This is a genomic window from Spirosoma pulveris, assembly GCF_054781875.1.
Genome location: NZ_BAAGTO010000002.1, coordinates 1,088,511 through 1,111,055, shown reverse-complemented (window position 1 = coordinate 1,111,055; position 22,545 = coordinate 1,088,511). Strand labels below are relative to the sequence as shown.

General features: G+C 50.4%; 23 protein-coding genes. 2 read left to right on the top strand and 21 right to left on the bottom strand.

What is annotated here, in order from left to right; all coding sequences use genetic code 11:
* Positions 1-194: 194 nt before the first annotated feature.
* From ACYVJM_RS12820 to ACYVJM_RS12775, 10 genes are all read right to left on the bottom strand, one after another.
* Positions 195-983: a sugar transferase gene (locus ACYVJM_RS12820; RefSeq protein ID WP_461148613.1), complete on the bottom strand. Its 789-nt coding sequence runs from the start codon at positions 981-983 to the stop codon at positions 195-197.
* Positions 984-2,289: 1,306 nt separating this feature from the next.
* Positions 2,290-2,445, bottom strand: coding sequence for an RNA polymerase sigma factor (locus ACYVJM_RS12815; protein ID WP_461148658.1), 156 nt, complete (start codon positions 2,443-2,445; stop codon positions 2,290-2,292).
* A 40-nt stretch (positions 2,446-2,485) separates the two neighbouring features.
* Positions 2,486-3,343, bottom strand: coding sequence for a TraB/GumN family protein (locus tag ACYVJM_RS12810; RefSeq protein ID WP_461148612.1), 858 nt, complete (start codon positions 3,341-3,343; stop codon positions 2,486-2,488).
* 125 nt (positions 3,344-3,468) lie between these two features.
* Positions 3,469-4,356, bottom strand: a complete 888-nt coding sequence (locus ACYVJM_RS12805; protein ID WP_461148657.1) for a flavin reductase family protein — start codon at positions 4,354-4,356, stop codon at positions 3,469-3,471.
* Complete coding sequence (locus tag ACYVJM_RS12800) at positions 4,352-4,780, bottom strand: hypothetical protein (protein WP_461148611.1); 429 nt, start codon at positions 4,778-4,780, stop codon at positions 4,352-4,354. Before ACYVJM_RS12800 ends, ACYVJM_RS12805 begins: the two co-directional genes overlap by 5 nt.
* A gap of 4 nt (positions 4,781-4,784) precedes the next feature.
* Entirely contained in the window at positions 4,785-5,957 is a 1,173-nt protein-coding gene (gene fahA, locus ACYVJM_RS12795; protein ID WP_461148610.1) for a fumarylacetoacetase, read from the bottom strand.
* Between the two features lie 93 nt (positions 5,958-6,050).
* A complete protein-coding gene (locus ACYVJM_RS12790) occupies positions 6,051-6,488 on the bottom strand; it encodes a MarR family winged helix-turn-helix transcriptional regulator (protein WP_097127158.1) in 438 nt (145 codons plus the stop codon).
* Positions 6,489-6,608: 120 nt separating this feature from the next.
* Positions 6,609-7,334 carry a phenylalanine 4-monooxygenase gene (gene phhA, locus ACYVJM_RS12785; RefSeq protein ID WP_461148609.1) on the bottom strand — a complete coding sequence of 242 codons (726 nt, stop codon included), beginning with the start codon at positions 7,332-7,334 and terminating at the stop codon, positions 6,609-6,611.
* A 75-nt stretch (positions 7,335-7,409) separates the two neighbouring features.
* The gene (gene hppD / locus ACYVJM_RS12780) at positions 7,410-8,543 is read right to left on the bottom strand and encodes a 4-hydroxyphenylpyruvate dioxygenase (RefSeq protein ID WP_461148608.1); all 1,134 of its coding nucleotides are present in this window, start codon (positions 8,541-8,543) and stop codon (positions 7,410-7,412) included.
* Between the two features lie 16 nt (positions 8,544-8,559).
* On the bottom strand, positions 8,560-9,750 hold the full coding sequence (locus ACYVJM_RS12775) for a homogentisate 1,2-dioxygenase (protein ID WP_461148656.1): 1,191 nt from the start codon (positions 9,748-9,750) through the stop codon (positions 8,560-8,562).
* Positions 9,751-10,053: 303 nt separating this feature from the next.
* Between ACYVJM_RS12775 and ACYVJM_RS12770 the strand changes: the two genes are divergently transcribed.
* The gene (locus tag ACYVJM_RS12770; RefSeq protein ID WP_461148607.1) at positions 10,054-10,965 is read left to right on the top strand and encodes a nucleotidyltransferase family protein; all 912 of its coding nucleotides are present in this window, start codon (positions 10,054-10,056) and stop codon (positions 10,963-10,965) included.
* A gap of 172 nt (positions 10,966-11,137) precedes the next feature.
* Here ACYVJM_RS12770 and ACYVJM_RS12765 read toward each other — a convergent pair whose 3' ends face one another.
* The 8 genes from ACYVJM_RS12765 to nusB form a co-directional block, all read right to left on the bottom strand.
* Positions 11,138-11,707, bottom strand: a complete 570-nt coding sequence (locus ACYVJM_RS12765) for a DUF4136 domain-containing protein (protein WP_461148606.1) — start codon at positions 11,705-11,707, stop codon at positions 11,138-11,140.
* 77 nt (positions 11,708-11,784) lie between these two features.
* Positions 11,785-13,452, bottom strand: coding sequence for an amidase (locus ACYVJM_RS12760; RefSeq protein ID WP_461148605.1), 1,668 nt, complete (start codon positions 13,450-13,452; stop codon positions 11,785-11,787).
* Positions 13,453-13,503: 51 nt separating this feature from the next.
* Entirely contained in the window at positions 13,504-14,115 is a 612-nt protein-coding gene (gene coaE / locus ACYVJM_RS12755) for a dephospho-CoA kinase (RefSeq protein ID WP_461148604.1), read from the bottom strand.
* Positions 14,116-14,169: 54 nt separating this feature from the next.
* On the bottom strand, positions 14,170-14,883 hold the full coding sequence (locus tag ACYVJM_RS12750; RefSeq protein WP_461148603.1) for a hypothetical protein: 714 nt from the start codon (positions 14,881-14,883) through the stop codon (positions 14,170-14,172).
* A 3-nt stretch (positions 14,884-14,886) separates the two neighbouring features.
* On the bottom strand, positions 14,887-15,213 hold the full coding sequence (yajC, locus tag ACYVJM_RS12745) for a preprotein translocase subunit YajC (protein ID WP_461148602.1): 327 nt from the start codon (positions 15,211-15,213) through the stop codon (positions 14,887-14,889).
* A 12-nt stretch (positions 15,214-15,225) separates the two neighbouring features.
* Positions 15,226-15,678, bottom strand: coding sequence for a DUF1573 domain-containing protein (locus tag ACYVJM_RS12740; protein WP_461148601.1), 453 nt, complete (start codon positions 15,676-15,678; stop codon positions 15,226-15,228).
* Positions 15,679-15,742: 64 nt separating this feature from the next.
* Positions 15,743-16,045 carry a YtxH domain-containing protein gene (locus ACYVJM_RS12735; protein ID WP_461148600.1) on the bottom strand — a complete coding sequence of 101 codons (303 nt, stop codon included), beginning with the start codon at positions 16,043-16,045 and terminating at the stop codon, positions 15,743-15,745.
* 123 nt (positions 16,046-16,168) lie between these two features.
* Positions 16,169-17,305 (bottom strand): transcription antitermination factor NusB, encoded by a 1,137-nt coding sequence (gene nusB / locus ACYVJM_RS12730; protein ID WP_461148599.1) that lies wholly within the window; start codon positions 17,303-17,305, stop codon positions 16,169-16,171.
* 269 nt (positions 17,306-17,574) lie between these two features.
* Between nusB and ACYVJM_RS12725 the strand changes: the two genes are divergently transcribed.
* Positions 17,575-19,356, top strand: a complete 1,782-nt coding sequence (locus tag ACYVJM_RS12725) for an ABC transporter ATP-binding protein (protein ID WP_461148598.1) — start codon at positions 17,575-17,577, stop codon at positions 19,354-19,356.
* A gap of 250 nt (positions 19,357-19,606) precedes the next feature.
* Here the strand turns inward: ACYVJM_RS12725 and ACYVJM_RS12720 are convergent, their stop codons facing one another.
* The 3 genes from ACYVJM_RS12720 to ACYVJM_RS12710 form a co-directional block, all read right to left on the bottom strand.
* Complete coding sequence (locus ACYVJM_RS12720) at positions 19,607-20,167, bottom strand: outer membrane beta-barrel protein (protein ID WP_461148597.1); 561 nt, start codon at positions 20,165-20,167, stop codon at positions 19,607-19,609.
* Between the two features lie 269 nt (positions 20,168-20,436).
* Positions 20,437-20,880 (bottom strand): VOC family protein, encoded by a 444-nt coding sequence (locus ACYVJM_RS12715; RefSeq protein WP_461148596.1) that lies wholly within the window; start codon positions 20,878-20,880, stop codon positions 20,437-20,439.
* Positions 20,881-20,977: 97 nt separating this feature from the next.
* Positions 20,978-22,474 carry a hypothetical protein gene (locus ACYVJM_RS12710; protein ID WP_461148595.1) on the bottom strand — a complete coding sequence of 499 codons (1,497 nt, stop codon included), beginning with the start codon at positions 22,472-22,474 and terminating at the stop codon, positions 20,978-20,980.
* Positions 22,475-22,545 lie beyond the last annotated feature (71 nt).

The following is a 22,545-nucleotide window of genomic DNA, read 5'->3' as shown; positions in this document are numbered from 1 at the left end:
TAGCTTGCCGTGTCGACTTTACGGCCTCCCTGAAAATAAGTTACTGATTTAGTTGATGTGCATGCGGAAAAGAATACTATTAAAAAACCGAAGTTGATTAAGACTATCCAGAATTTATTGGAAACTACTTTATCAGTGAATGTGGTCATGTCAATACATTGTCGGTGAAAAGTGTACTAATTCAGAGTGCCGGATTACCAGGCATTTTTGTCACCTTCAAGCATTGTTTTAATGGTGAGGAAAAATATTTTCATGTCGAACAGAAAACTTCTCTGTTTGATGTAGAAAAGATCGTAACGAACACGGTGATCCATTTTCTGAGATTTCTCGGTTTCGCCCCGTGCTCCGCGTACCTGAGCAAGACCCGTAATGCCTGGCTTTATGGTATACCGATTTCTGTAGGTCATGGATGTCCAGTGAAGAACATCATGCTGTACGGCGTGTGGACGAGGACCTACGATGCTCATACTTCCGAGTAGAACATTAATGAATTGAGGTAATTCATCCAGGTTTGTTTTTCGCAAGAACCGACCAACTCGTGTTACCCGATCGTCATTGAAACTGGTTTGCTTAAATTCCGTCTGCTTGATGTTATACATCGTACGAAATTTTATGCAGGGAAAGCAGATTCCTTTGTAGCCGGTTCTGGGTTGTATGAAGAAAATAGATCCAGGAGAATCAATAAAAATAATGATGCCAATTATTGGCAGCAACCAACTTAAGACAAACACAATAACTGCAGTTGATATCAGGATATCAACGATACGTTTACCAACTAATAAGTAGAAAGAATTAGATTCGTCAACGACAAAGCTTTCATCTTCTATCCATTGTAAATATAAATTGCTTGTCGGCTTAGTCGAAAGGTAAAATTTTGAAAGAACGTTTTCCATGTTTCTCTGGCTAAAGCTTTGAGTTACTTCGATTGTATCTAGTTCACATTCTTTGTTACTTTCCCTTGAAGAAACGATTGAATTTGTCATGGCCTAAAACCGGTATGTGTAATTAACAACCCGTAAAAAATTAGTAAGGCAAGCCTAGTAAGTGAACTGTCTGTAAAAGTTACAGTAGCCTCCTTAAGCCTACCGTTACAACTTGCTTCAACTTTTAGACGCTGTTTTAGTCACAAAATTACTTGAGTACCACTAAGAAAATAGGATAAATTATTTAATGGGACTTTTACATTAAATTGAAAATTTGTTACCAAAATATCATATAAGTTTCCTGTATTATTAATTTGTGTTTACTATAATTTTTAAAAGTAACCTTGTGTAATTTATTTGTATTCTCTTTATTATATATGTAAACAAACTGTCTAAAACTAAGGAAGGAAATTATAGTATTTTTTTTATGATTGTAGCCTGAAAAAAAACGCCCCTACTTAGAAATTTTTTTTAGGCACTTTTACGGCTCTGCAAATTGCTTAAACAAATATGGGAATTATATAATTATTTTACTATTCCCCAAATCTCTTTAAATTAACGTTCAGATGTGCTCACAATTTAATCAGCTTCTGAGAATACTACTAATTGAACACATAATTGTAATTTACAAAGATGTATCAATTGCTTAGGGAATCGTAGACTAAGTTATTGACCAGTAGAGAATTATCAATACCATAGCGAGAGTTACGGTGAACAGGTCAATAGGTACAGTTCCTAATACTGTACTGGCCTTTCTTATAAACATGCAAATTAGTACTCTAGTTGAACGAGATAGTAACTGGTGGAAAAATGAGAAGCATATTATCGTTTCTAAACGAGCGATATTGTACTTTATGAGGAAGCGTGATCAGCCGATCTGTGGCTTCCAGGCCTGTAAACGCCTTTTAAAAGAACAAGTAACTAAATTTTTTTAGTAGTAGAAAATGTCCAATAAGAAATTGCTCAAACGGTAGTTTTGTTACCTAATAGGCCTATAAAATAAACCAATATATAGTCGTAAGGTAAATTAAAGTTAATTCATTGCCATGTTAAAAAATGACATGTATTGGTAACAAATAAAGGGCTATTTAAGCTAGTTTTACCAGTACTCAGTAACAATGAAAACACCTCTTTTTAGCGGCTGATCCGGTTCGTTCAAACAGGTTTTTAGTGGATCGGGATGGCGTTCATACAGCCATGGTAAATACACGTTTAGCAAGAGAAAAAAGACCACAGAACTTGCAGTCAGTAAAACTGAAAGGAAATAAATAGCGGTTTTTTTTTAGGGTAAGTTTGTCCCGCGAAAGCAGAAACGGATCGTCGGTGCGCTTGGAGAAATAGCGGTATTCAGCGCAGCCTGATAGAGTCAGGTCGTGAAACGAGCGTCGTTCCTGAACGTTGGCCACGACTTCCAGGCATTCAGCAAAATCTCCTGAAACAGGTCTTCCCGGTCGGTAAAATTGTTGATGTATAAATGGCAGACCTTGCGGAGGCTCTTCTGGTGCTGCCGGACGAGGTCGATGAACTCCGGCGCGGGAGACGTAACGTGGGTGAGGGAGCAGTTAGTTCACGGCTTTTACGGTATACCCTTTTTTGCGAAGCAACTGGATAACGCCCTTGTTGCCCCCCAGGTGACCGGCACCAACGGCAATGAAGGTAGCCTTCAGCTTAACGGCCTGCTCAATTGTTGGAATCCAGTTAGCGTTGCGGTCATTGAGCAGTGCATCTTCATACCCCGCCATGTCGCTGAACTCACTCTGCCGCATCAGTTTGAGCAGCCCGTCGAGGTCCTGCGCTTTATAGAGGGTAATCAACTGGTTGAACTCAGCACGGGCCTTATCCTGATTTCGGACCATATCCACCAGTTCGGCCGCTTGTTTCTCAACCGGAATTTTGTCGAAAATGTCAAATTGCGACTCCACCGTTTCGAGGCCCAGAACTTCTTTTTTCTGCTCCGAGGCCATTTTGGCGAAGGTCATGTCGTACGATTCAGGTTGGCAGTTGAGCAGGGTCATGTAGTTCATCGACATCAGCGCCAGTGGCTTCAGCATCCCCAGCTGATCGAGGCCCGCGCCCATCTTGCTTTTATAATAGTCGCTCAAGAAGGTGTAATCTTCGGGTTTGAGCCATTCTTTGTACGATTTGCCGCCCGTATTTATCATCCCTTTCTGCATTTTAGGCATCATCTGCGGATCGTCCATATCTAGTTCCAGATAGACTTGTTCGGTCCCTGACAGGGCCTTTTTGGTCGGCTCGGTGATGGCAAAATCAGTAGGACAGATAAGATGAATGGTTCCGAAGAGGTACGAGGGCTTGGTGAGGCCATGGCCCGAAATCTCCCAGAGCATCGATTTGTTCTGGCCAAAGCCAAGCGTTGTCAGCCCGGCGAGGGTAAGCGTCAAAAACAGTTTATGAAGCATGATTGCTGGTTGTTAATGGTTTGTTGGTTGTATAAGTCGATGGTTTGGCAGAAACCTTACAGAAGTAATGAAAAGATTTATACTGTTTGGTAAGAAACGTTGCCTGTAGGGATTGCCCCCGCAAATCAGCCTCTGGCTGCCAACAGTGTTAGCCAGGCTTCGTTGACTTTACGCTCGGCCAGCAAATTCTTAGCCCGTAGGTGAAGCAGATCGGGTAAGTACTGGCAGCCATTTCGGGCCTCATCGATAAGTTCAGTCAATGCGCCGGACTGTCGGAAAGTCATCACCTCTTCGGCAGTGGGTAATTCGGCAATGCTGCCCAGTTTTCCGAGATCATTCCCCGAGAGAATAGCACTGTTGCGAATATCGGCGGGAATAGCATCGACGCCGATGCCGGTCTGCGGACGAGCTACTTCAAACAGGGCGTCGCCCTGAGCGCGGCAGTACCAGTCGCCACCCATCCGGGCAACAAGGTCGATCTGGTGCGGGTCGACGGTCCCTTTTTCGGTGAAAATAGCCTCGTGAAAATGCCCTGCTACGACTTCGCAGATAACCAGGTGTCCGGCTCCCGGCCCTTCTCCCGAAGCAATGATCTGCCTCACGGTACATTCAAAAGCAGCCGGAGATTCGGCAACCCTCGGCGGACGGACCCGATCGGACGGAACGGCGGTAAACCCAGCTTTCCTAAATTCATCGATACCCCGTTCGAACTCGGCGCTGGCCAGCGACATTTGCTCTACCATGGCGTAATTGACCACATTGATGACAACTTCACCAACTTCTTCGAGATTGAGCAAGGTGTGTTTTTTATGCCCGTGCCGGTTGATGGTCGGGGCAAAAACCAGCGTTGGCGGGTTGTAGCCAAAGAGGTTGAAAAAGCTGAATGGACTCAGGTTGACGGTACCATCGGCAGCTACGGTGCTGGCGAAAGCAATGGGACGTGGTCCAATTGTACCGATCATGTACCGGTAAAATTCGTTGGGAGGCACATCCGCCGGGCGAACAGTTTTAATCATACGATGAAGTGGCCGTTGGGCGCGGGTGAAGTTGATACAACAAATGTATACCAACACCAACACTATATGCCAACGATTTTCCGGTTACATGCCCGATTCTGGGGGCAAAATACGGATGGACTTCGCCATCTTTAGGGCCAAACAGGACGGCTGGTGTAAGGCGTCCCGTCAGACGCAGCGACAATCGGGATGAAAGCGCCGTCTGGTACCCGATCAGTCCCTCTAGCCCAAGGGCGGCATGAGTGCGGTCAGGGATCGGACTTTCGTAATCGCTAAATGTGCTTCCCCTGAAAAATACGCGCCGGACTGACGGTAGGCAGAGAGCAGCCCGGTTTGTATAAATCCAGCACATAGCCGCATCGCTGATCTCGGTAGGCGAAGGATCGTCGGTAAAAAACGGTGATGGTATTTCGAAGGCCATCAAGCTAAACGATTGCTCCTCTAACCTCGCCCAAATCTACCCGCACGCCATTATGGAAGCCATGCCCTTGTAGGATAATAGTATCGCCATCGGCCAAAAAGGTACGGGCAGTTGTGTGGCTTAGATGAAGAGGGCGTTCGCCGTTCCAGCTTAGTTCGAGCAGCGAGCCGTAACTGCCGGGGCTGTCGCCGGAAATGGTACCGGTGGCCAGTAAATCGCCAACGCGCAGGTTGCAGCCGCCAACGGTGTGGTGGGCAATCAGCTGGGCGAAGTTCCAATAGAGGTATTTAGTATTGGAGCGGGCAATGCACACGGTTTCGCCATCGGCAGGTTGCAGCCACACGGCCAGGTCAAGATCAAAATGGCCCGGTGTGTGGGTTTGCAGATAGGGGAGGGGCGTCGGGTCCTGGGGCATTCCTGTTACCCGAAACGGTTCCAGATCATCGAACGGCAGCACCCAGGCAGCTAAGCTCGACGCAAAGTTTTTGCCCAGAAACGGCCCTAAGGGCTGGTATTCCCACCGCTGTATATCGCGCGCCGACCAGTCGTTGAACAACGCGACCCCAAAAATGTACTCTTCCGCTTCTTCTACCGGAATGGGTTCACCCAGCGGGTTTTCTTTGCCAATGATCAATGCCAGCTCCAGTTCAAAATCCAGTGACTTCGACGGGCCATAGGTTAGTTGATTGTTTTCCATAAACTGGCCGCTCGGTCGGCGAATGGGGGTGCCGGAAACCACAACCGACGAGGCCCGGCCGTGATAGCCTACGGGGAGCTGTCTGTAATTAGGCAGCAGCGGGTCTGCCTGCGGCCGGAACATACGCCCCACGTTTTCTGCATGATGAATACCCGCGTAGAAATCGGTATAGTCGCCAATCCGCACGGGCAAGTGCAATGTTACCCGCGATTGATGAATGAAAACCTGGTCGTGGACATCGGCCAGGGCAGCAGTGTCATTGTCAAGTAGTTCAGTCAGTCGTTGCCGGATAGCTCGATGGGCCGGTTTGCCAAGGGCGATAAAGTCGTTCAGCGCCGGTTGAGCGAACACGGCGGGGTCGACGGACAAATCATCAAAATACCCCAGTAAACTCACCACTTCGAGGTCGAGAACGAGGTCTTTATGACGTACACCCACACGGGGGCTGGCAATGTCGTAACTGAAAATGCCGTAAAGCATAAGGTTCGAGACGGTTTACGAAGTTAAGCTTACTGCTGGTGTAGTAACGGCTGGTGCTGGCGTGGGTGGAAGGTAATGATCCAGGCTCGCAACTCACTCGCTGATGTTGCTGTAAATAGAGTCCATGATTCGCACAAAGTGCTGATAATCTTCGTCGCTGAGGTCGCCCCAGCCTTTGCGTCGCATGGCCGATACAACGGGCAGTACTTCGTGGTATTTTGCTTCACCGGCTTCGGTCAGGTACACCAGAAACTTCCGCCGATCGGTATCGGCCATGCGTCGTTCCGTAAGGCCTTTCTGGCTGAGCAGGTCAATGATTCGCGTAACCGTTGGCGCGTCTTTCGTGGTCATTTCCGAAATCGTGTTCTGACTGATCCCCGGATTTCTGAAAAGGTGGTCGATGATTACCCACTGATCGACAGTGAGTTCAAAGCCCGCATCGGTGAACTGCTTTTGCAGGGCATTCCGGATTTTCTTGATTGTGGTGTCAATCTTAAAAAAATAAGCACGCGTATCGGATGGATGCGTCATTCGCTGAAGTCAAGTTTCGTCAGTTCTATTCAGGCCGGTCGGTGTACTTTAGCCGAAGTTTATTTCGACTTTCGACTCCTGACCAGATCGGATATGCCCGGCAATAAATGACAAATGTAATCAACTAACCAATAAGCTTTCCAGCGTCTCTTCAATCCGGGCTACGGACCGGTACAGTTGCTCGAACGACTCGATCACGAAATACTGCTCCTGGTAATGGTCGATGATGTACGGCGTTTGGAGTAAGGTCACCACGTCGTACGGAATACGTTTCGGAATCTCGCTGTACAGACTATAGGTCGTTTCCCCCACCGACGACAGTATACCCCCGCCGTAAATCCTGAGTTCACTCCCTTCCCGAATCAGGCCAAACTCCACGGTGTACCAGTACAGCCGCGAAATCATAGCAATGGCTTCCTCGCTATCAATATGCTCCAGCGCAATCCGGCTCAGCGATGCCAGAAAATCGCAAAAGGCCTGATTGGACAGCATCGGTACATGTCCGAAGGTATCATGAAACATATCCGGCTCTGGCAGGTACTCTAGCTGGTCCCGCCGACGCAGCCAGGTTGTAGCCGGAAAATTTCGGTTGGCCATCAGCTCGAAAAACTCCCGGTTGGGAATAAGTCCATCGACAGCCGCTACCCGCCAGCCCGTGAGTCGCTGCAGATTCGGATTCAGATCCCGCTCGAAATCCGGGATACGGTCGGCTCGAAAGCCCGTTGCCGTAATTCCGTTGAGGTAATCCTGACTGGCTTTCCCTGGCAGCTGCGCCAGTTGTCGCTCGAACAGAAGCCGCCAAACGGCCTGATCGTCGGGGGTGTATTTGGTGTATGTCTGGTTCATGGTGAAAGAGCGAAAGAGTAAATGAGTGAAACCTTGCACGAAACGCTCTTACGCGCTTATGCCCTTTCACAGTGATTACAACGTTCCCCGTAATGCCTGTTCTCGTTCGATGGCTTCGAACAGGGCTTTGAAATTGCCTTTCCCGAACGAACGGGCTCCTTTGCGCTGGATAATCTCGAAGAAAAGGGTAGGGCGTGGGCAGATGGGTTTGGTGAAAATCTGAAGTAGATACCCCTCATCGTCCCGGTCGACCAGAATACCCAGCGGACGCAGTGTTTCGATTTCTTCGTCAATTTTCCCGATCCGTTCGGACAGGTGTTCGTAATACGTTTCGGGAACAGTGAGGAACTCGACTCCCCGATCGCGCAGGGCCAGCACGGTTTCTACGATGTTGTCCGTAGCCACGGCAATGTGCTGAATGCCGGGACCGCCGTAGAAATCCAGATACTCTTCAATCTGCGACTTCTTCTTACCTTCGGCAGGTTCGTTGATGGGGAACTTCACCCGCCCGTTACCGTTGCTCATAACCTTGCTCATCAGCGCCGTGTAGTCGGTGGATATATCCTTGTCGTCGAAGGAAACTAGCTGTTGAAATCCCATCACATCGTGGTAAAACGTCATCCACTGGTTCATTTCGTGCCAGCCAACATTGCCCACCATATGGTCTACGTAGTTCAGGCCTGCATCGGCTGGTCGATAGGTCGGGTTCCAGGGTTGATAGCCCGGCAAAAACACGCCGGTATAATCGTTCCGCTCCACAAATACATGCACCGTTTCACCGTAGGTGTGAATGCCCGACCGAACTACATAGCCCGTGTCGTCCTGCTCGCGCGTTGGTTCCATATAAGGTTTGGCACCCCGGCGGGTGGTTTCCTCAAACGCCTTGCGGGCATCGTCGACCCACAGGGCTACCACCCGAACACCATCGCCATGCTGGTCGATGTGGCGGCCAATGGCCGAATCGCCGTGCAGGGGGGAGGTGAGCACGAGCCTGATTTTGCCCTGTTGCACCACGTACGACTCTCGGTCGCGCAGACCCGTTGCCAGTCCGGCATGGGCTACAGGTTGAAAGCCAAAGGCCGTCTGAAAATAATGCGCCGATTGCCGGGCATTACCCACGTATAATTCAAGGTAGTCCGTGCCGTTAAGCGGCAGAAAATCTTCGGTCGAAGAGTCGGTAATGGGTTGATCTAGTTCGAGCGTTTCCATGTTTTTGTTGATGTTATTACAGGATCCATGATTTGTAATATTTCCCGTCATCCAGCGCTACGGCCTGTTCCGTCAGCATAAGCGGACGGAAGGTGTCGACCATGACGGCGTATTCCTGGGTTTCTTTTTTGCCGATGCTTCGCTCCATCGCACCGGGCGCGGGGCCGTGGGGCGTACCGCCGGGGTGCAGCGTGATGTGGCCGGGCGCAATGTCGTTGCGGCTCATAAAATCACCATCGACGTAATAGATTACCTCATCGGAGTCGATGTTCGAGTGATTGTACGGTGCCGGGATCGACTGCGGGTGGTAGTCGTACAGGCGCGGGACAAACGAACAAACCACAAACGATTCGGTCTGAAAAGTCTGATGCACGGGTGGCGGTTGATGCACCCGACCCGTTATGGGTTCGAAGTTGAAAATCGAAAACCCATAGGGGTAGTTGTAGCCATCCCAGCCCACCACATCGAACGGATGCGAAGCGAACACCAGCGAATGCAAAGCGCCTTGCTTCTTGATCTTCATCAGAAAATCGCCGGCTTCATCGTGCGTTTCCAGTGCGCCGGGCCGAATGATGTCCCGTTCGCAAAAGGGCGAATGTTCGAGCAACTGCCCAAATTGATTCCGATAGCGTTTTGGAGTGTAAATGGGCGAATGCGATTCAACGTAGAGCAGCCGGTTGTCGGTCGTGTCGAACTCGATCTGATAAATCACTCCTCGCGGGATAATCAGGTAATCGCCGTACTGAAACGGAATCGTTCCGAAGAGCGTCCTCAGTTTTCCGCTGCCCCGATGGATGAATAGCATCTCATCGGCATCCGCATTTTTATAGAAATAGGTTGTTAGCGACTGACGGGGAGCCGCCAGCCCAAATATGAGGTCACTATTGACCAGCAGCGGAACCCGACTGTCCAGAAAATCGTCGGCGGGTTCTATACTGAAGCCAATCAGTTTTCGCGACAGCATATTTTTTTGCACCGCCAGTTTAGGGGTCATATCGACGCTCTCCAGGACCTCCCGCACCATCGTTGGCCGGTGAACATGGTAGAGCAATGACGACATACCTTCAAAGCCAATGGTCCCGAACAGTTGCTCATAATAAAACGGGCCATCGCCAAAAGACGAGGTAGCGCCATCCGGGGGTACAGGTCTGGTAAATTGCGTGTGGCGCTTGGGCGGAATTTGGCCGAGTGTATGATAAAAAGGCATGGCGTCTGTCGATTTCTCCAGCGAACCCATGTACGAAAGGTTCGTCGGAAAGGTGAATTAATACACCCAACTATTTAGTTGTTTTAACAACTGTTGTTTGGCGTACAATTATAACGACAACTATTGAAAATTGTATATTGTTTAGATTAAATTTTATTATAAGTGACGAGAGGGGGTAATCTGGCATAAACTTTACTTTAAATAGTAAAGCCCAACCCCTTTTTTTACTTTTGGGCAGGTAACCTTAACTGTGTTCTACGACCATTAACTGTTTAACGCACCGGCGAACCGGTAATAACTGAAATGCAACCTACTCTTCTGATTTTAGCGGCCGGTATGGGCAGCCGTTACGGTGGTATCAAACAACTTGACCAATTTGGGCCTAATGGCGAGACTATCATAGATTATTCCCTTTTCGACGCCATCCGGGCGGGCTTCGGTAAGGTTGTCTTTATCATTCGGGAGGAGCTTCGCCAGGATTTTGAGGAAGTGTTCGGCAGCAAACTAGCCGGGAAAATAGAGGTCGACTACGCTATTCAGGCACTTGATTCGTATGTTCCGGCCGAGGTTGGAGAAGTAAGACGGACGAAGCCCTGGGGTACCGGACACGCCATGCTCTGCGCCAAAGACCATACGCAAACTCCATTCGCGGTTATCAATGCCGATGATTTCTACGGCCTTGAAGCGTTCCAGCTTATCAACGATTTTTTGACCACGAACACCGACGATCAGCTGCACGCAATGGTTGGTTACGAAGTAAAGAACACGCTGTCGGAAAATGGCTCGGTGTCGCGGGGCGTTTGCGAAGTGGCCGAGAATGGTAATCTTCTGTCGGTAATTGAGCGGACAAAAATTTACGAACAGGAAAACGGTGGTGATGAGAAGAAGATTGTTTTTGAAGAAGCGGACAGTCTGACTCCTTTGGCACCCGACACGCCGGTTTCGATGAACTTCTGGGGTTTCAAACCCAGTGTGTTTCCGTTGGTGCAACACCAGTTCGAGAGCTATGCTATCGCCAACATCGACTCACCCAAGGCGGAATTTTATATTCCAACGGTCATGAGCAATCTGATCCAGACGGACACGGGCCATTGTAAGGTATTCCGGAGCCAGTCGGCCTGGTTTGGCGTAACCTACCCCGATGATAAACCGGTCGTTCAGGCGGCTCTGCAGCAGTTGCACGACAATGGAGCTTATCCATCAACGTTGTGGTAAAAAGGTACATTAAGCACAAAGATGATCCGTATTGTGCACGGCTTTAACTATGTACGGATTACCCCCGGTTATAGTCTGAGACTACCACCAGCAGATGTAGCAGCTAATTAATTACAAAGGCCACAGAGAACTCAGTCCTCTGTGGCCTTTGTAATTAATCAATGTATTTTACTTAACTCGTTCGCTCAGGGAATTTCTCTACAATCCGTTCGGCTTCTTTCTGCAACTGGGCAGCAATTCGAGCCGGGTCACCAACAGCGTTTTGCACCGATCCTCGCCAAACTAACTTATGGGTGCGGGCATCTACCATGTCGACTACCAGCGTACCCGCCTGGTACTGTTCCTGGGTGTACTGCTGACCGCCCCAGCCCCACCAGCCGGGTCCCCAGCCGCCGTACCCCCAGCGGCCCCAACCCATGTATGGACCATAAAAAGGCGATGGGGTGGCTACGTTCCGGGTTTTGTCTTCGACAAAGAAGTGATATCCAACCAGCAGATCGGGTCGGGTTTGGACTTCGTTCAGCCCTTTCTGTTTTAACACACCAGCCATTGTATTTTCAACATTTTCAGTAGCTATCTGATTGTAATACAGCGGATTTTGGCCAGCTTTCACGTCATTATCCATCCAGGCAAATGATTTGTACTTGCTAAAATCAGCGCGACTGTTGCTATCAACGGTTACGCGCGGTGCACAGCTATAGATCAATGCTAAAAAAGTGACTGTACTCAGTAATCGCTTCATAACGTAGAGTTGTTTGTTGTTCACTCTACTCAACTTGTAGTCTTATTAAAAGGTTTGTGTTTTATGAGGTAACATCCTTACTGTAGTGTCGGGTGTTTCTGGTGCCATTGGGTAGCATCCTGATAGGCCTTGGCCACCGCCAGCACCTTTCCCTCTTCAAATAGTTGCCCATTGAATGTAATGCTGGTGGGCAGATTCTGCTTCGTGAATCCATTGGGCAGCACTACGCAGGGGTGTCCCGTCAAGTTGGTCAGCGTCAGGTTTCCGCCCGCATAGGCAGGCGACACATACACATCAATTTTAGCCGCTTTTAGTTGGGCCGCCATCTCGTTAATGAGTTTGGTACGGGCGCGGTTTGCCTGAATGTACTCGACGGCTGGCACAAAACGGGCCGAACGGAATGAGTTCGGCCAGGCATTTTTGCCCTGTCGTACCATGAGGTCGTCGCGATTGGAGCGGGTCAGCTCATCGAACGAGGCCGCTGCCTCAACTGTGAGCAGGAACGAGATTCGCCCGGCCGGAACGCCCGTTGGTAAGTCGAACGGTACCAGCTCAGCACCCAGGTTACGCAACGTCTGGAGCGTAAGCGAGTCGTTGGCGCGATTTGGGTAGTTGCTTTCAAAGGCTTTTTTTACATAGCCAATGCGCGTGCCTTTCAGGGTTGTCAGAGGGGTATACCGGAAAGGCGCGGCCATGACGGTGGGGTCGTTGCCATCGGGGCCGTAAATAGCATTGAATACCAGGGCGCAGTCTTCTACACTGCGGGTAATCGGCCCGATCTTATCCATGCTCCAGCTCAGCGCCATAGCCCCGTGCCGGCTCACCCGCCCAAAAGTTGGTCGTAGCCCGGTGGTGCCGCAAACGGTAGAGGGCGATACAATAGAGCCCAGTGTTTCGGTACCGATGGCAAAGGGTAGTAATCCTGCCGATACACTCGATGCCGATCCTGCCGACGAGCCGCTGGAACCGGCTGTCGTACTCCAGGGGTTGCGTGTCATGCCGCCAAACCACACATCGCCCATGGCTAAGGCACCGAGGGTCATTTTGCCGCATAATACCGCCCCCGCGTCTTCGAGTCGTTTCACAACGGTGGCGTCGAGGTCGAGAGTCTGGTCTTTATACGGCATGGCTCCCCAGGTCGTTTTGTAGCCCTTTTTGGCGAGCAGATCTTTAGCGCCGTAGGGGATGCCGTGTAATGGTCCCCGGTATTTGCCCGCCTTCAGTTCTGCATCGGCACGTTTGGCCTGACTCATCGCCAGTTCCTCGGTCAGGGTAATGACGCAGTGTAATTTCGGGTCATATGTTTTGAGTCGATTCAGGAAAAATTGTGTGAGCTCGACGGATGTGATTTGTTTTGTCCGGATCAGCTCACCGAGTTGCCCGACGGTGTAGAAAGCCAGCTCATCCCGGTTTTTGGGAAGCGTAACCTTACCGGCAGGTGAGGCCTTGAACGACGAGGGGCCGGTAGGCATGGTAAAGCCCGCCGGAACCGGATTGAAATACAAGGCAGGTGCCACATCGTTCGGTAAGTCGATTTTGCGGAGGGCTTCGTAATTGGCGCGGGCATTATTGAGGTTGCCGAGCATGGAGTCACGCTCGGCGGGGGTAAAGTCTAAACCGAAAACTTTGGAGGCCACATCGACCATTTCGGCGGTCAGGGGCTTCATGGGGTCGTCGTTGGTAATAAATGCACCCAGTAAAAAGCTGCCGGCGCAGGCAGTAAGCAGGCGTAGGGGTTGTTTCATTCGATTTGGCTCATTGACAAAGTAACAGGCCAAATTACGGCAGAAAGGCCACTAGTTAGCCGCCTGTTGCAAAAAATCCTCATGCAGCCGAATAATCTGTGGGAGCAGCAATTGCGTCTCGTCGTTCGTCACACTATAGTCGGCAAGGCGAAGTCGTGCTTCATCGCTCAGCTGGCGGTCAATAATATTCTGAATCTCAGCGTCGGAACGGTGGGGGTCGCGTTTACGGATTCGCTGTATACGCAGGGCTACGGGAGCCCATACAACAATAATCTTGTTGAGTGTGTTGCCATCACCTGCCCGTTGATTCATCAGGGCGGCTTCTTTCACGACATAGGGCTTGTCGGCGTGTTCATTGACCCAGGCTGCTGTGTCGGTAAAAACGCGCGGGTGGATCACGGCGTTGAGGGCGGCTAGCAATGCCGGATCGGCAAATACCTGAGAGGCCACCCACCCCCGATTATACCGGCCGGTTGGCGTATAAGCGTCTGCGCCGAGAACCCGCTGAATATCGGCTTTTAGGATAGGATCGTGTTCGGTGAGCCATTTTGCCCGTTCGTCGGCCTCATAAACGGGAATGCCGAGGGCCTTGAACACGGCACAAACGACACTCTTACCCGACCCAATGCCACCGGTTACACCAATCTGGAGGGGAGCTTTCATAAAGAGTGAAAGAGTGAAACAGCGAAAGAATGAAAATAGCCTGCGTCAGCTCTTTCACTCTTTCACTCTTTCGCTGTTTACCTGTGGCGATAGCAATTCGCCCACTTCGAAGCTAACAGCTACCCGGTTGGCGCTGGTATGCAGAAGCGGGTGACGCAGTTGATTGAGGGGCAGTTCTTCGTCGTAGTTGTCCGAAATACGTTTGCGCGGAATTCGTACCAAAATTGTATCCGGTAGACCTTTGACCAGCTTCGCCGGACCGTCGATCTGAATGGTTCGCGGAGTCATGTTGATGACGCTCGATACCATAAAGCGCGGGGCCATGTCCAGATGCAGACTGTCTGGGAGGAGCTGAACTGTTTTGGTGATATGCCGGTCGAAACTAAGCGCCAGCGTATCGGCAACAACGTAATTGACGTGCAGTTTTTTTACCTGTTCGGCCAGGGCTGCGGCCAGCGAGGTTGTATTGATCGCTGTTGCCCGCAAGGGATTCTGAACGACATAATCGACCGGCTCGATGCGGAAGGGCAGCCACGAATGGCGCAACAGCCCCCAGCCATCGCTCGATACGTTCACCCGAACGGAGTGAGGGAGTGGCGAGGTGGCAATAAATAGTGAATCGTCGTAAACAAACCGAATCGGATACTCAACATTAAGTGTGTAACCCGGCTTGTTGAGGGCGTTCAGAAACCAGAACAGAGCAGCCGCCCCTATGCAGAGCAGTGCTTTTGTCGGTTGAAAGGAGCGAACGTTTGGGACGGTATTCACACGCTATTGTTTCTCCGCTTCGGCGGCTGGTTTTACCGTTGCCTCACGCGAGATGGAGCTTTTTTCAAAGGTCATTTTAACACCCCGGTCAACTTCCAGCGTCACCGTGGTTGCATCGACGGAGGCAATACGGCCGTGCAGACCACCGATGGTGACAACGCTATCGCCTTTCTTAAGATTGTCAACAAAACTCTTCTGGTCTTTCTGCTTTTTCTGCTGCGGACGAATCATGAAGAAGTAAAACACGCCAATGATGGCTACCCAAAGGAGCACATTGTAAATCATTGAGGTGTTGGAGCCGGCTGCGGCCTGTAACAGAATGGACAACATAGGAGAGTGAGTTTAGGACGTTTTGGTGGTTTCGGCTTTTGGTACAACCAGCGCCTTGAACTGGAGGTCGGTCATGGACGGTTCCGTGTTGGCAAAGATGGTGATGGTTTTGTTCTGTTGCCCGCTTTTGCCCCGACTGTTAAAGCGTACCCGTACCGATGATTTGCTGCCGGGAGCTACCGGCTCGCGTGGCCACTCGGGCGTTGTACAGCCGCAGGAAGCCGTAATGTTGTTGATAATCAGTGGGAATTCGCCCGTGTTGGTAAAGGCGAATACGTGCTCGACCGTGTCACCTTCCGTGAGGGTACCAAAATCGTAAATACCCTTTTCGGTAAAGGTGATCTTCGGCATTTTGGTCGAAGCCGTTTCCTTGGAAGCCTGGCCCTGCTGCCGATTGTCGCAGCTGATCTGACCAAAACTTAATCCCGCGAAGGCCGCCACGAGCAGCCAGTTTTTGAGGTGCATTGCTGAGGTATGATTATTAGAACGTCCGGCCCATCGGTAATGGATAAGCCGGACATACCGACTACTATGCGTTTTGCTGTTTGATCTGTGCCATTAGCCGGTCCACATCTTCCAGTAGGCGCTCCGCTTTTTCGCGGGCGTCGTTCACAACACGCTGACCTTCGTTTTTCGATGAGTTTTCGGGTAATTCTACCGAGTTCCCCAGTTCTTCCAGCAACTGATTAATCTGCTCTCTGTATTTCGACAATCGGAACGACAGGCGGTCGCGGGTAATCTTGCCCTTATCGGGCGCATACAGCAAACCGATAAGAGATCCGGCAGCAATTCCGGTTAGCAAAAAGGTTAAATCACGGCCAATTCTGCTCATTTCTAAAAAAATTTTGTGGTTTGTGGTTTATAGCTGACGGTTTTGACGTTCGAGCTCCTAAAAGCGCCATGGCCTGTCGTTACCCAAAAATCATAATCCGTAACTTATAAACTGGCAACTCGTTTATTTATTATCCAATAACCCACGTCCACTTTTACGCAAACGGCCCGAAGCCTGTAGCTTTTCGGAGAGGTTATCCAGGATACCATTCACAAATTTACCGCTTTTAGGCGTACTGTACGCTTTTGCAAGTTCGATATATTCATTAATCGTTACCTTGACCGGAATGTTTGGGAAACTGAGCAACTCACAAACCGCCAGTTTTAGAATAATCTTGTCGATCATTGCCACCCGTTCAACGTCCCAGTTTTTAAGCTGGTCGGCCAGAAGTTGCTCGTAATCGGCATCGTTTTCTATTGATTTTTCGAACAGTGTGTTCAGGAATAATTCATCTTCTTCCCAGTCGTCGGTAAGTGGTTCGAGTTGCAGACCCGTTGCACCCTGAGCTGATTTCAACGTCCGGATGGCAAGGCCCCGAACCACTTCACTGTTTTCGGCCCAACTCAGATCGATTTCGGACAGGTGATCGCGAATTACCTCATGCTTGAATACCAGACTACGGAGCACATGTTGTGCCAGCGCCTGATCTTCATCGGCGGTGTGGGTTCGCTTCTCGCAGTAGGCCCGGTAAGTATCGTCGGTTTTGAGGGCTTCGCGCAGGGCTTTCCGAACAAATCCGAGGTCTTCGGTCCAGGAAATGTTGTGTCGGACGGCTTCATTTTGCAGCGGCTGGTGCTGGGCAAGCGCCTTGATAACGGTGTTGTCGTAGAGCGTCGATTCGAAGGGGAAAGGCGTCTCATCGACGTCGCGATATCGGCGTTCGCTGTCAATCTGGGCCACTTGTCCGAGTTCGACGAGCAGGGTCAACACAAGAAGATAATCGTCGTAGATGCCGTTTACCTGCTTCAGCATCATCTGGGCGAGGTGCTGGCGGTCTTTCTTGGTGCGAATCTGGTAGAATAAATAACCGTCGTTAGCGGCTTTGAGTACGTTTTTGGGCGCTTCGTCGTCCTGAGCGGGCTTATTCTCTTTGACAGCCTCTTCAAAGAGCAGGCCGGCAAGTTTCCGGTAGCCTTCCAGTTGTCGCTTGTTCTGCGGCAACATCGAGTTCAGGTCGGGTTGGAAGAGGTCATTGATGCCGTCGATGGCTAGTTGTTGATTGGAAAATTCGGCCTGCCGAAGCGCATATATCGCCTGCATGACCTTTATTCGGAGTAGTCGCCTGTTGAGCATCCCGCCTTAGTCTATTTGCTACCAGTATGAAAAAGAACTGCTTAAATCGGGTGCAAAAGTAGTAGTTTCTGGGGAGAAAGGCAAATTAGTGTCAGTATTAGGCGTGAAGAGTGAGGTGCGAGAAGCCGTCCGGCTGCATAACATGCGTCAGCACTCCTCACGCCTAATACTGACACCGCCCCTTGCAACTTTTCCCCGTGCCGGACGGTTAGGAATTAAACGTTGCCGGTCGAATTGTGAAAGCTCTTTCCTATCTAAATAAATACCTTCTAAAGTATAAATGGTACCTGATTCTGGGGACGGTGTTCACCATCATCTCCAATCTGTTTGGTATTTTTCCGGCGCAGCTGGTGCGCTATGCGCTTGATCTGGTGCGCGAAACGCTGGATATCTATTACCTCTACGATAAATCTCCGCTTCAGTCGGCGCTTTATGACGTGTTCACGTTCAGCATTCTGCTGTTTGGCCTGCTCACATTGGTAATGGCCCTGCTGAAAGGTTTTTTCCTGTTCCTGGTTCGACAAACCCTTATTGTGATGTCGCGCCATGTGGAATATGACCTTAAAAACGAGATCTATGACCACTACCAGACACTCCCGCTGAGCTTCTACCGTCAGCACAATACCGGCGATTTGATGGCCCGTATTTCGGAAGATGTGAGCAAGGTGCGGATGTACGTTGGCCCCAGTATTATGTACGGCCTCAACCTGATCGTGCTGTTCATTCTGGTGATCACCTATATGGTGAGCATCAACGCTCGTCTGTCGTTGTATGTGCTGCTGCCGCTACCCGTGCTGTCGGTGGCGATTTATATCGTCAATAATATCATCATTCGTCGGTCGGAAGAAATTCAGCGGTCGCTGTCGCGGCTGTCAACTTATGTGCAGGAAGCGTTTTCCGGGATTCGCGTCCTGAAAGCGTTCGTGCAAGAGAATAACTCGGCGGCAAAATTTGAACTGGAGAGCGATGAGTACCGTAACAAATCACTCAGCCTGACGCGGGTCGATTCGCTGTTTTTTCCCATCGTCGCCATTCTGGTTGGCTTGAGCAATGTATTGGTGATTTTTGTTGGCGGGCAGGAAATCCTGGCCGGACGACTTACGCCGGGCAATATCACCGAGTTTATTCTGTACGTGAACATGCTTACATGGCCGGTTATGGCGCTGGGCTGGACAACGAGCCAGACGCAGCGGGCAGCCGCGTCGCAGGAGCGTATCAACGAATTCCTGAACATCAAAACCGACATTGTGTCGCAGAAGAATATTCAGCACACCATAAACGGCGAAATTGAGTTTAAAAACGTTCGCTTTGTGTATCCCGACTCAGGCATTACGGCCATCAAGAACTTCTCGATGCACGTTAGGGCGGGCGAAACAGTGGCTATTCTGGGAACAACCGGTTCCGGTAAAAGTACGCTGGCTAACCTGCTGACGCGGATGTATGACGTAACCTCGGGCGAGATTCGGGTGGATGGTATTTCGATCAAAGACTACAACCTAACGTCCCTGCGTGAGCAGATGGGCTATGTGCCGCAAGACGTTTTTCTGTTCTCCGAAACGATCAGCAACAACGTTCGTTTTGGCAAGCCCGACTTACCGCAGGAGCGTGTAGAGCAGGCCATCCGCGATGCCGATCTGTACCAGAACGTACTTGAGTTTCCGGAGCAGTTCGATACCCGCGTTGGTGAGCGGGGGGTTACCCTGTCGGGCGGGCAGAAACAGCGGTTAAGTATTGCCCGCGCTATTGCCCGAAATCCCAAAATCCTGATTCTGGACGACTGCCTCTCGGCTGTGGATACCAATACAGAGAACATCATCCTGAACAACCTTCAGCGCATCATGGCCGACCGGACATCGGTGGTGATTTCGCACCGTGTTTCGTCCGCGAAGCTAGCCGACTTTATTATCATGCTGGACGACGGCGAGATTATCGAGCAGGGCACCCACGACGACCTGCTGGCGAAAAACGGAGCCTACCGCGAACTGTACGAAAAACAGTTGCAGACCGAAGAAGCTTAAGATTAACAGATTTAGGTGTATAATTTAGAAAAGGGCAGAGGTTGTTAAGATCTCCGCCCTTTTCGCGTTTTTAATTGGCCGTTTCCTTGGTGCTGACAGTGAAGTGCTGTCAGATGCTTACATCTGACAAGGAAGGTTTCTCAAAACCTTCTCTCAGTACTACGTATAACTATTGCGGCCAATAGTCAGTAACCAAAACGTTGGTCCGGCTGAAACTTACCCGGAGGAAGCGGCCCGGTATTGTAGTTCGCTACTTAAGTCGGAAATTGATGCCTACGCTTCCCTGCCAGCCGCTTTTATCGGAGGATAAACTTGCCTTCTGAAACTGGCTGCGTTCGACCATTGCTTCAACAGACCAGCGGCTCCCCAACCGATAATGGGCACCGAGACCTGCGTTTGCTTGCCAGGTATTTCCTTTGAATCCGGACAGGGTTTGATACGGGTTCGTTGGTTCTGTCCGGCTGTAGGTACGCTGGCCGTATGTCGCTCCCACCTGACCGAACAGGGCAAAACGGGTGCTGCGTAAAAAATAATAACGCGTTGACAAACCGCCCCCGAAATACCTGAATTGCGCCCCGGTATTCACGTAGCGGCCTTCGGCCGCAATGGACCAGCCATCTTTCAGAAAATACTGGATACGGGGTGTTATCTGGCTCACCGTGCCTATACCACTCCCATAGCCACCACCCGCATTGACGCCTACCAGAATGTGCCCCTGGCCTAATAAATCCTGCTGGTGAGCATCCGGCGATGATTGGGCAAAGCCGTAAACAGGCAGAAATAGACTCATTAACAATACATAACGTTTCATCGTATGATCAGAAATTAGTTTCTCCAAAGATGCAACAACAGGTACTTGCGTTGTAAGCCGTTAAGTTCTTTTAACAAAAAGTATCAACTGTAGAAGCATTACTAATTGGCTGATCCGGAAGGCGTGGCAGGGTTAGTTAAGTGTGTGCAGAACGTGCCAAAAGACCCGTAAACCAACATGTAGCAGCAGACGAAAAAAGCCAGCCATATCCCTGACCACATAACAGGTAAATCGGGTGGGAAATAAATACATACAGTCGTTGGCTTACCCTACGCTTCTTCCAGCACCTTCGTATCAATCTTTGTCATTTTCAGCATGGCCTGCATGGTGCGCTTGGCCTTTTCGGGGTCTTTATCTCCCAACAGTTGACCCAGTGATTTGGGAACGATCTGCCAGGAAACACCGAACTTATCTTTTAACCAGCCGCACTGGCCGGGCTCACCACCTTTGGTTAGCTTGTCCCAATAGGTGTCCACTTCGTCCTGCGTATCGCAATGAACGAAGAGCGAAATGCCCGAAGAGAAAGTGAAAGATGGACCGCCATTCATGGCTATGTATTCCTGCCCATCCAGTTCAAAACTAACCGACATAACGGTACCCGAAGGCAAGCGCCGGGTTTGCGTGATTCGCGAGTTCTTAAAGATGGATGTGTACAGGGTCGCGGCCTCTTCGGCCTGGTCGTTAAAGGTCAGGAATGTCGTGATTTTCGGCATGTTGTTTACGGGTTATGTTCAGACAAAAATACGGGTACTGCCGTTCGTAAAGGCAGTGTGAAACCGACAAAGAGCGGGTGTATTGCGACGCTCGGTATTACACAACAGTAGCCAGCGGATACACAACTTCGCCGTTTACCAAACCATTTGGCCCGTGCGACTGATAGTACGTAATCGACGCAACACCCGCATCGGTGAGCGCTTGCCGACTTCGGCGGGTCCAGTCGGCTCCGAAGTCGGTGGTTTGGCGCGGGTCGGGGGGTTGATTCAGGCGTTCGGTGGCAGACCCGGCGCGGGTGGTGAAGCGCGACCGCAGCGTTACCGGCGTTATGTGAATAGGTTTACCTCCGCTCAACTGCCGGGCAGATCGGACCGTTTCGACCTGCCCGGCAATGTTTTCCAGTAAAGTGAGATCATCGAACGCATGAACTTGTGGATTAACCGAGTAAGCCACGAAATCGACCAGCGAAAAATCAAACGGATTCCGGTTCAGTTCGGCAAAGTTGTCGTCGGTGCCCCCGCCAATCAAAACGCCCGGCCAGCTTGCGCGCAGGACCGGAACAAGTGCCTGTAAGCGTTTAGTTGAGGTGGTTAGTGTTGTGGCGTCATAGAGGATAATGGACTGAATGACCGAGTTTTTTGTCTGTAAAAACTGGTGTAAAAGCTCCAGCTCGTTTAACGATTCGTCATTAAAAAACACGGCCAGTTCCAGCGGGATAATGAGTTGGTTTGCATCGGCAATGGCGTCGCTTAGTCGGGTTTGCCAATCGGGCAGGCTAAAGAAAACATCGGCCCGCAGGTGGGTGAGGTTGAGCTTTTTCAACAAAGTCGCTTCAGTATCCGTCAGGGGCGGGCCGTCGGTACGCTGTCCAACGCCAATTCGCGGTTTTGTTGTTGGATTATCCGCCAGTGGCTTCTCAATGGGTACTGATTCGGCCGATATTTCCTGATTTGATTGGCTGAAGATGATACGGTGTTGGAACACATCGCCCGGCTGTACGGTAACCGGGAAGGGCCGGGAAAGCGGTGTCGAATAGGTTTTGAAGGACGCATCGGTCCAGTTGCGCTGGTCTTCGGTTTCGAACACCTCGCCCGAAAAAGCGAGCTGCCAGGTGCCGCCGGACGCCGGTTTCCAGCGCATGGTCTGTATGTTGAGAAATGGCTGGTGCGGACTGATAAAGGTTGGGAAATGCCCGTTCGTCTGCTGTCCGTCCGGGGCGATTAACTCAGCAGGTTGACCCGACACGCCCTCAATAGGATGCAGCACGCACAGACCAACCCGATTTTTTTGGAAACTGTTCAGTGCTTTACCCGACCAATCGACCGTAATTGTTCCGTCGGCTTCCCCCTGAATCGACACCTGACCAGCCATCCGGATGCCAAGATCGTTGGTCTGCCAATCGTAGTGAATCTGGAATGAATCAGTGGCTTGCTCGATTACTTCGTTGGACAACGTCAATGCGGCCGTGAGCCAGTTATGGTCGCGAATGGCGAAGTAGATCATTCTGACAAGTTCCGTTTCGCCGAGTGAGACATAGCGCAGGAAGCCGTTTTCGTAACGGACGTTGACCGGACCGGCTTGTAAGTAGGGCATGGGCTTAGTTTTAATGGTTTATGCGTCGTGAGAAGGAGTAACCAGCGGGCTATTTGTGCCTTTTATTGGCA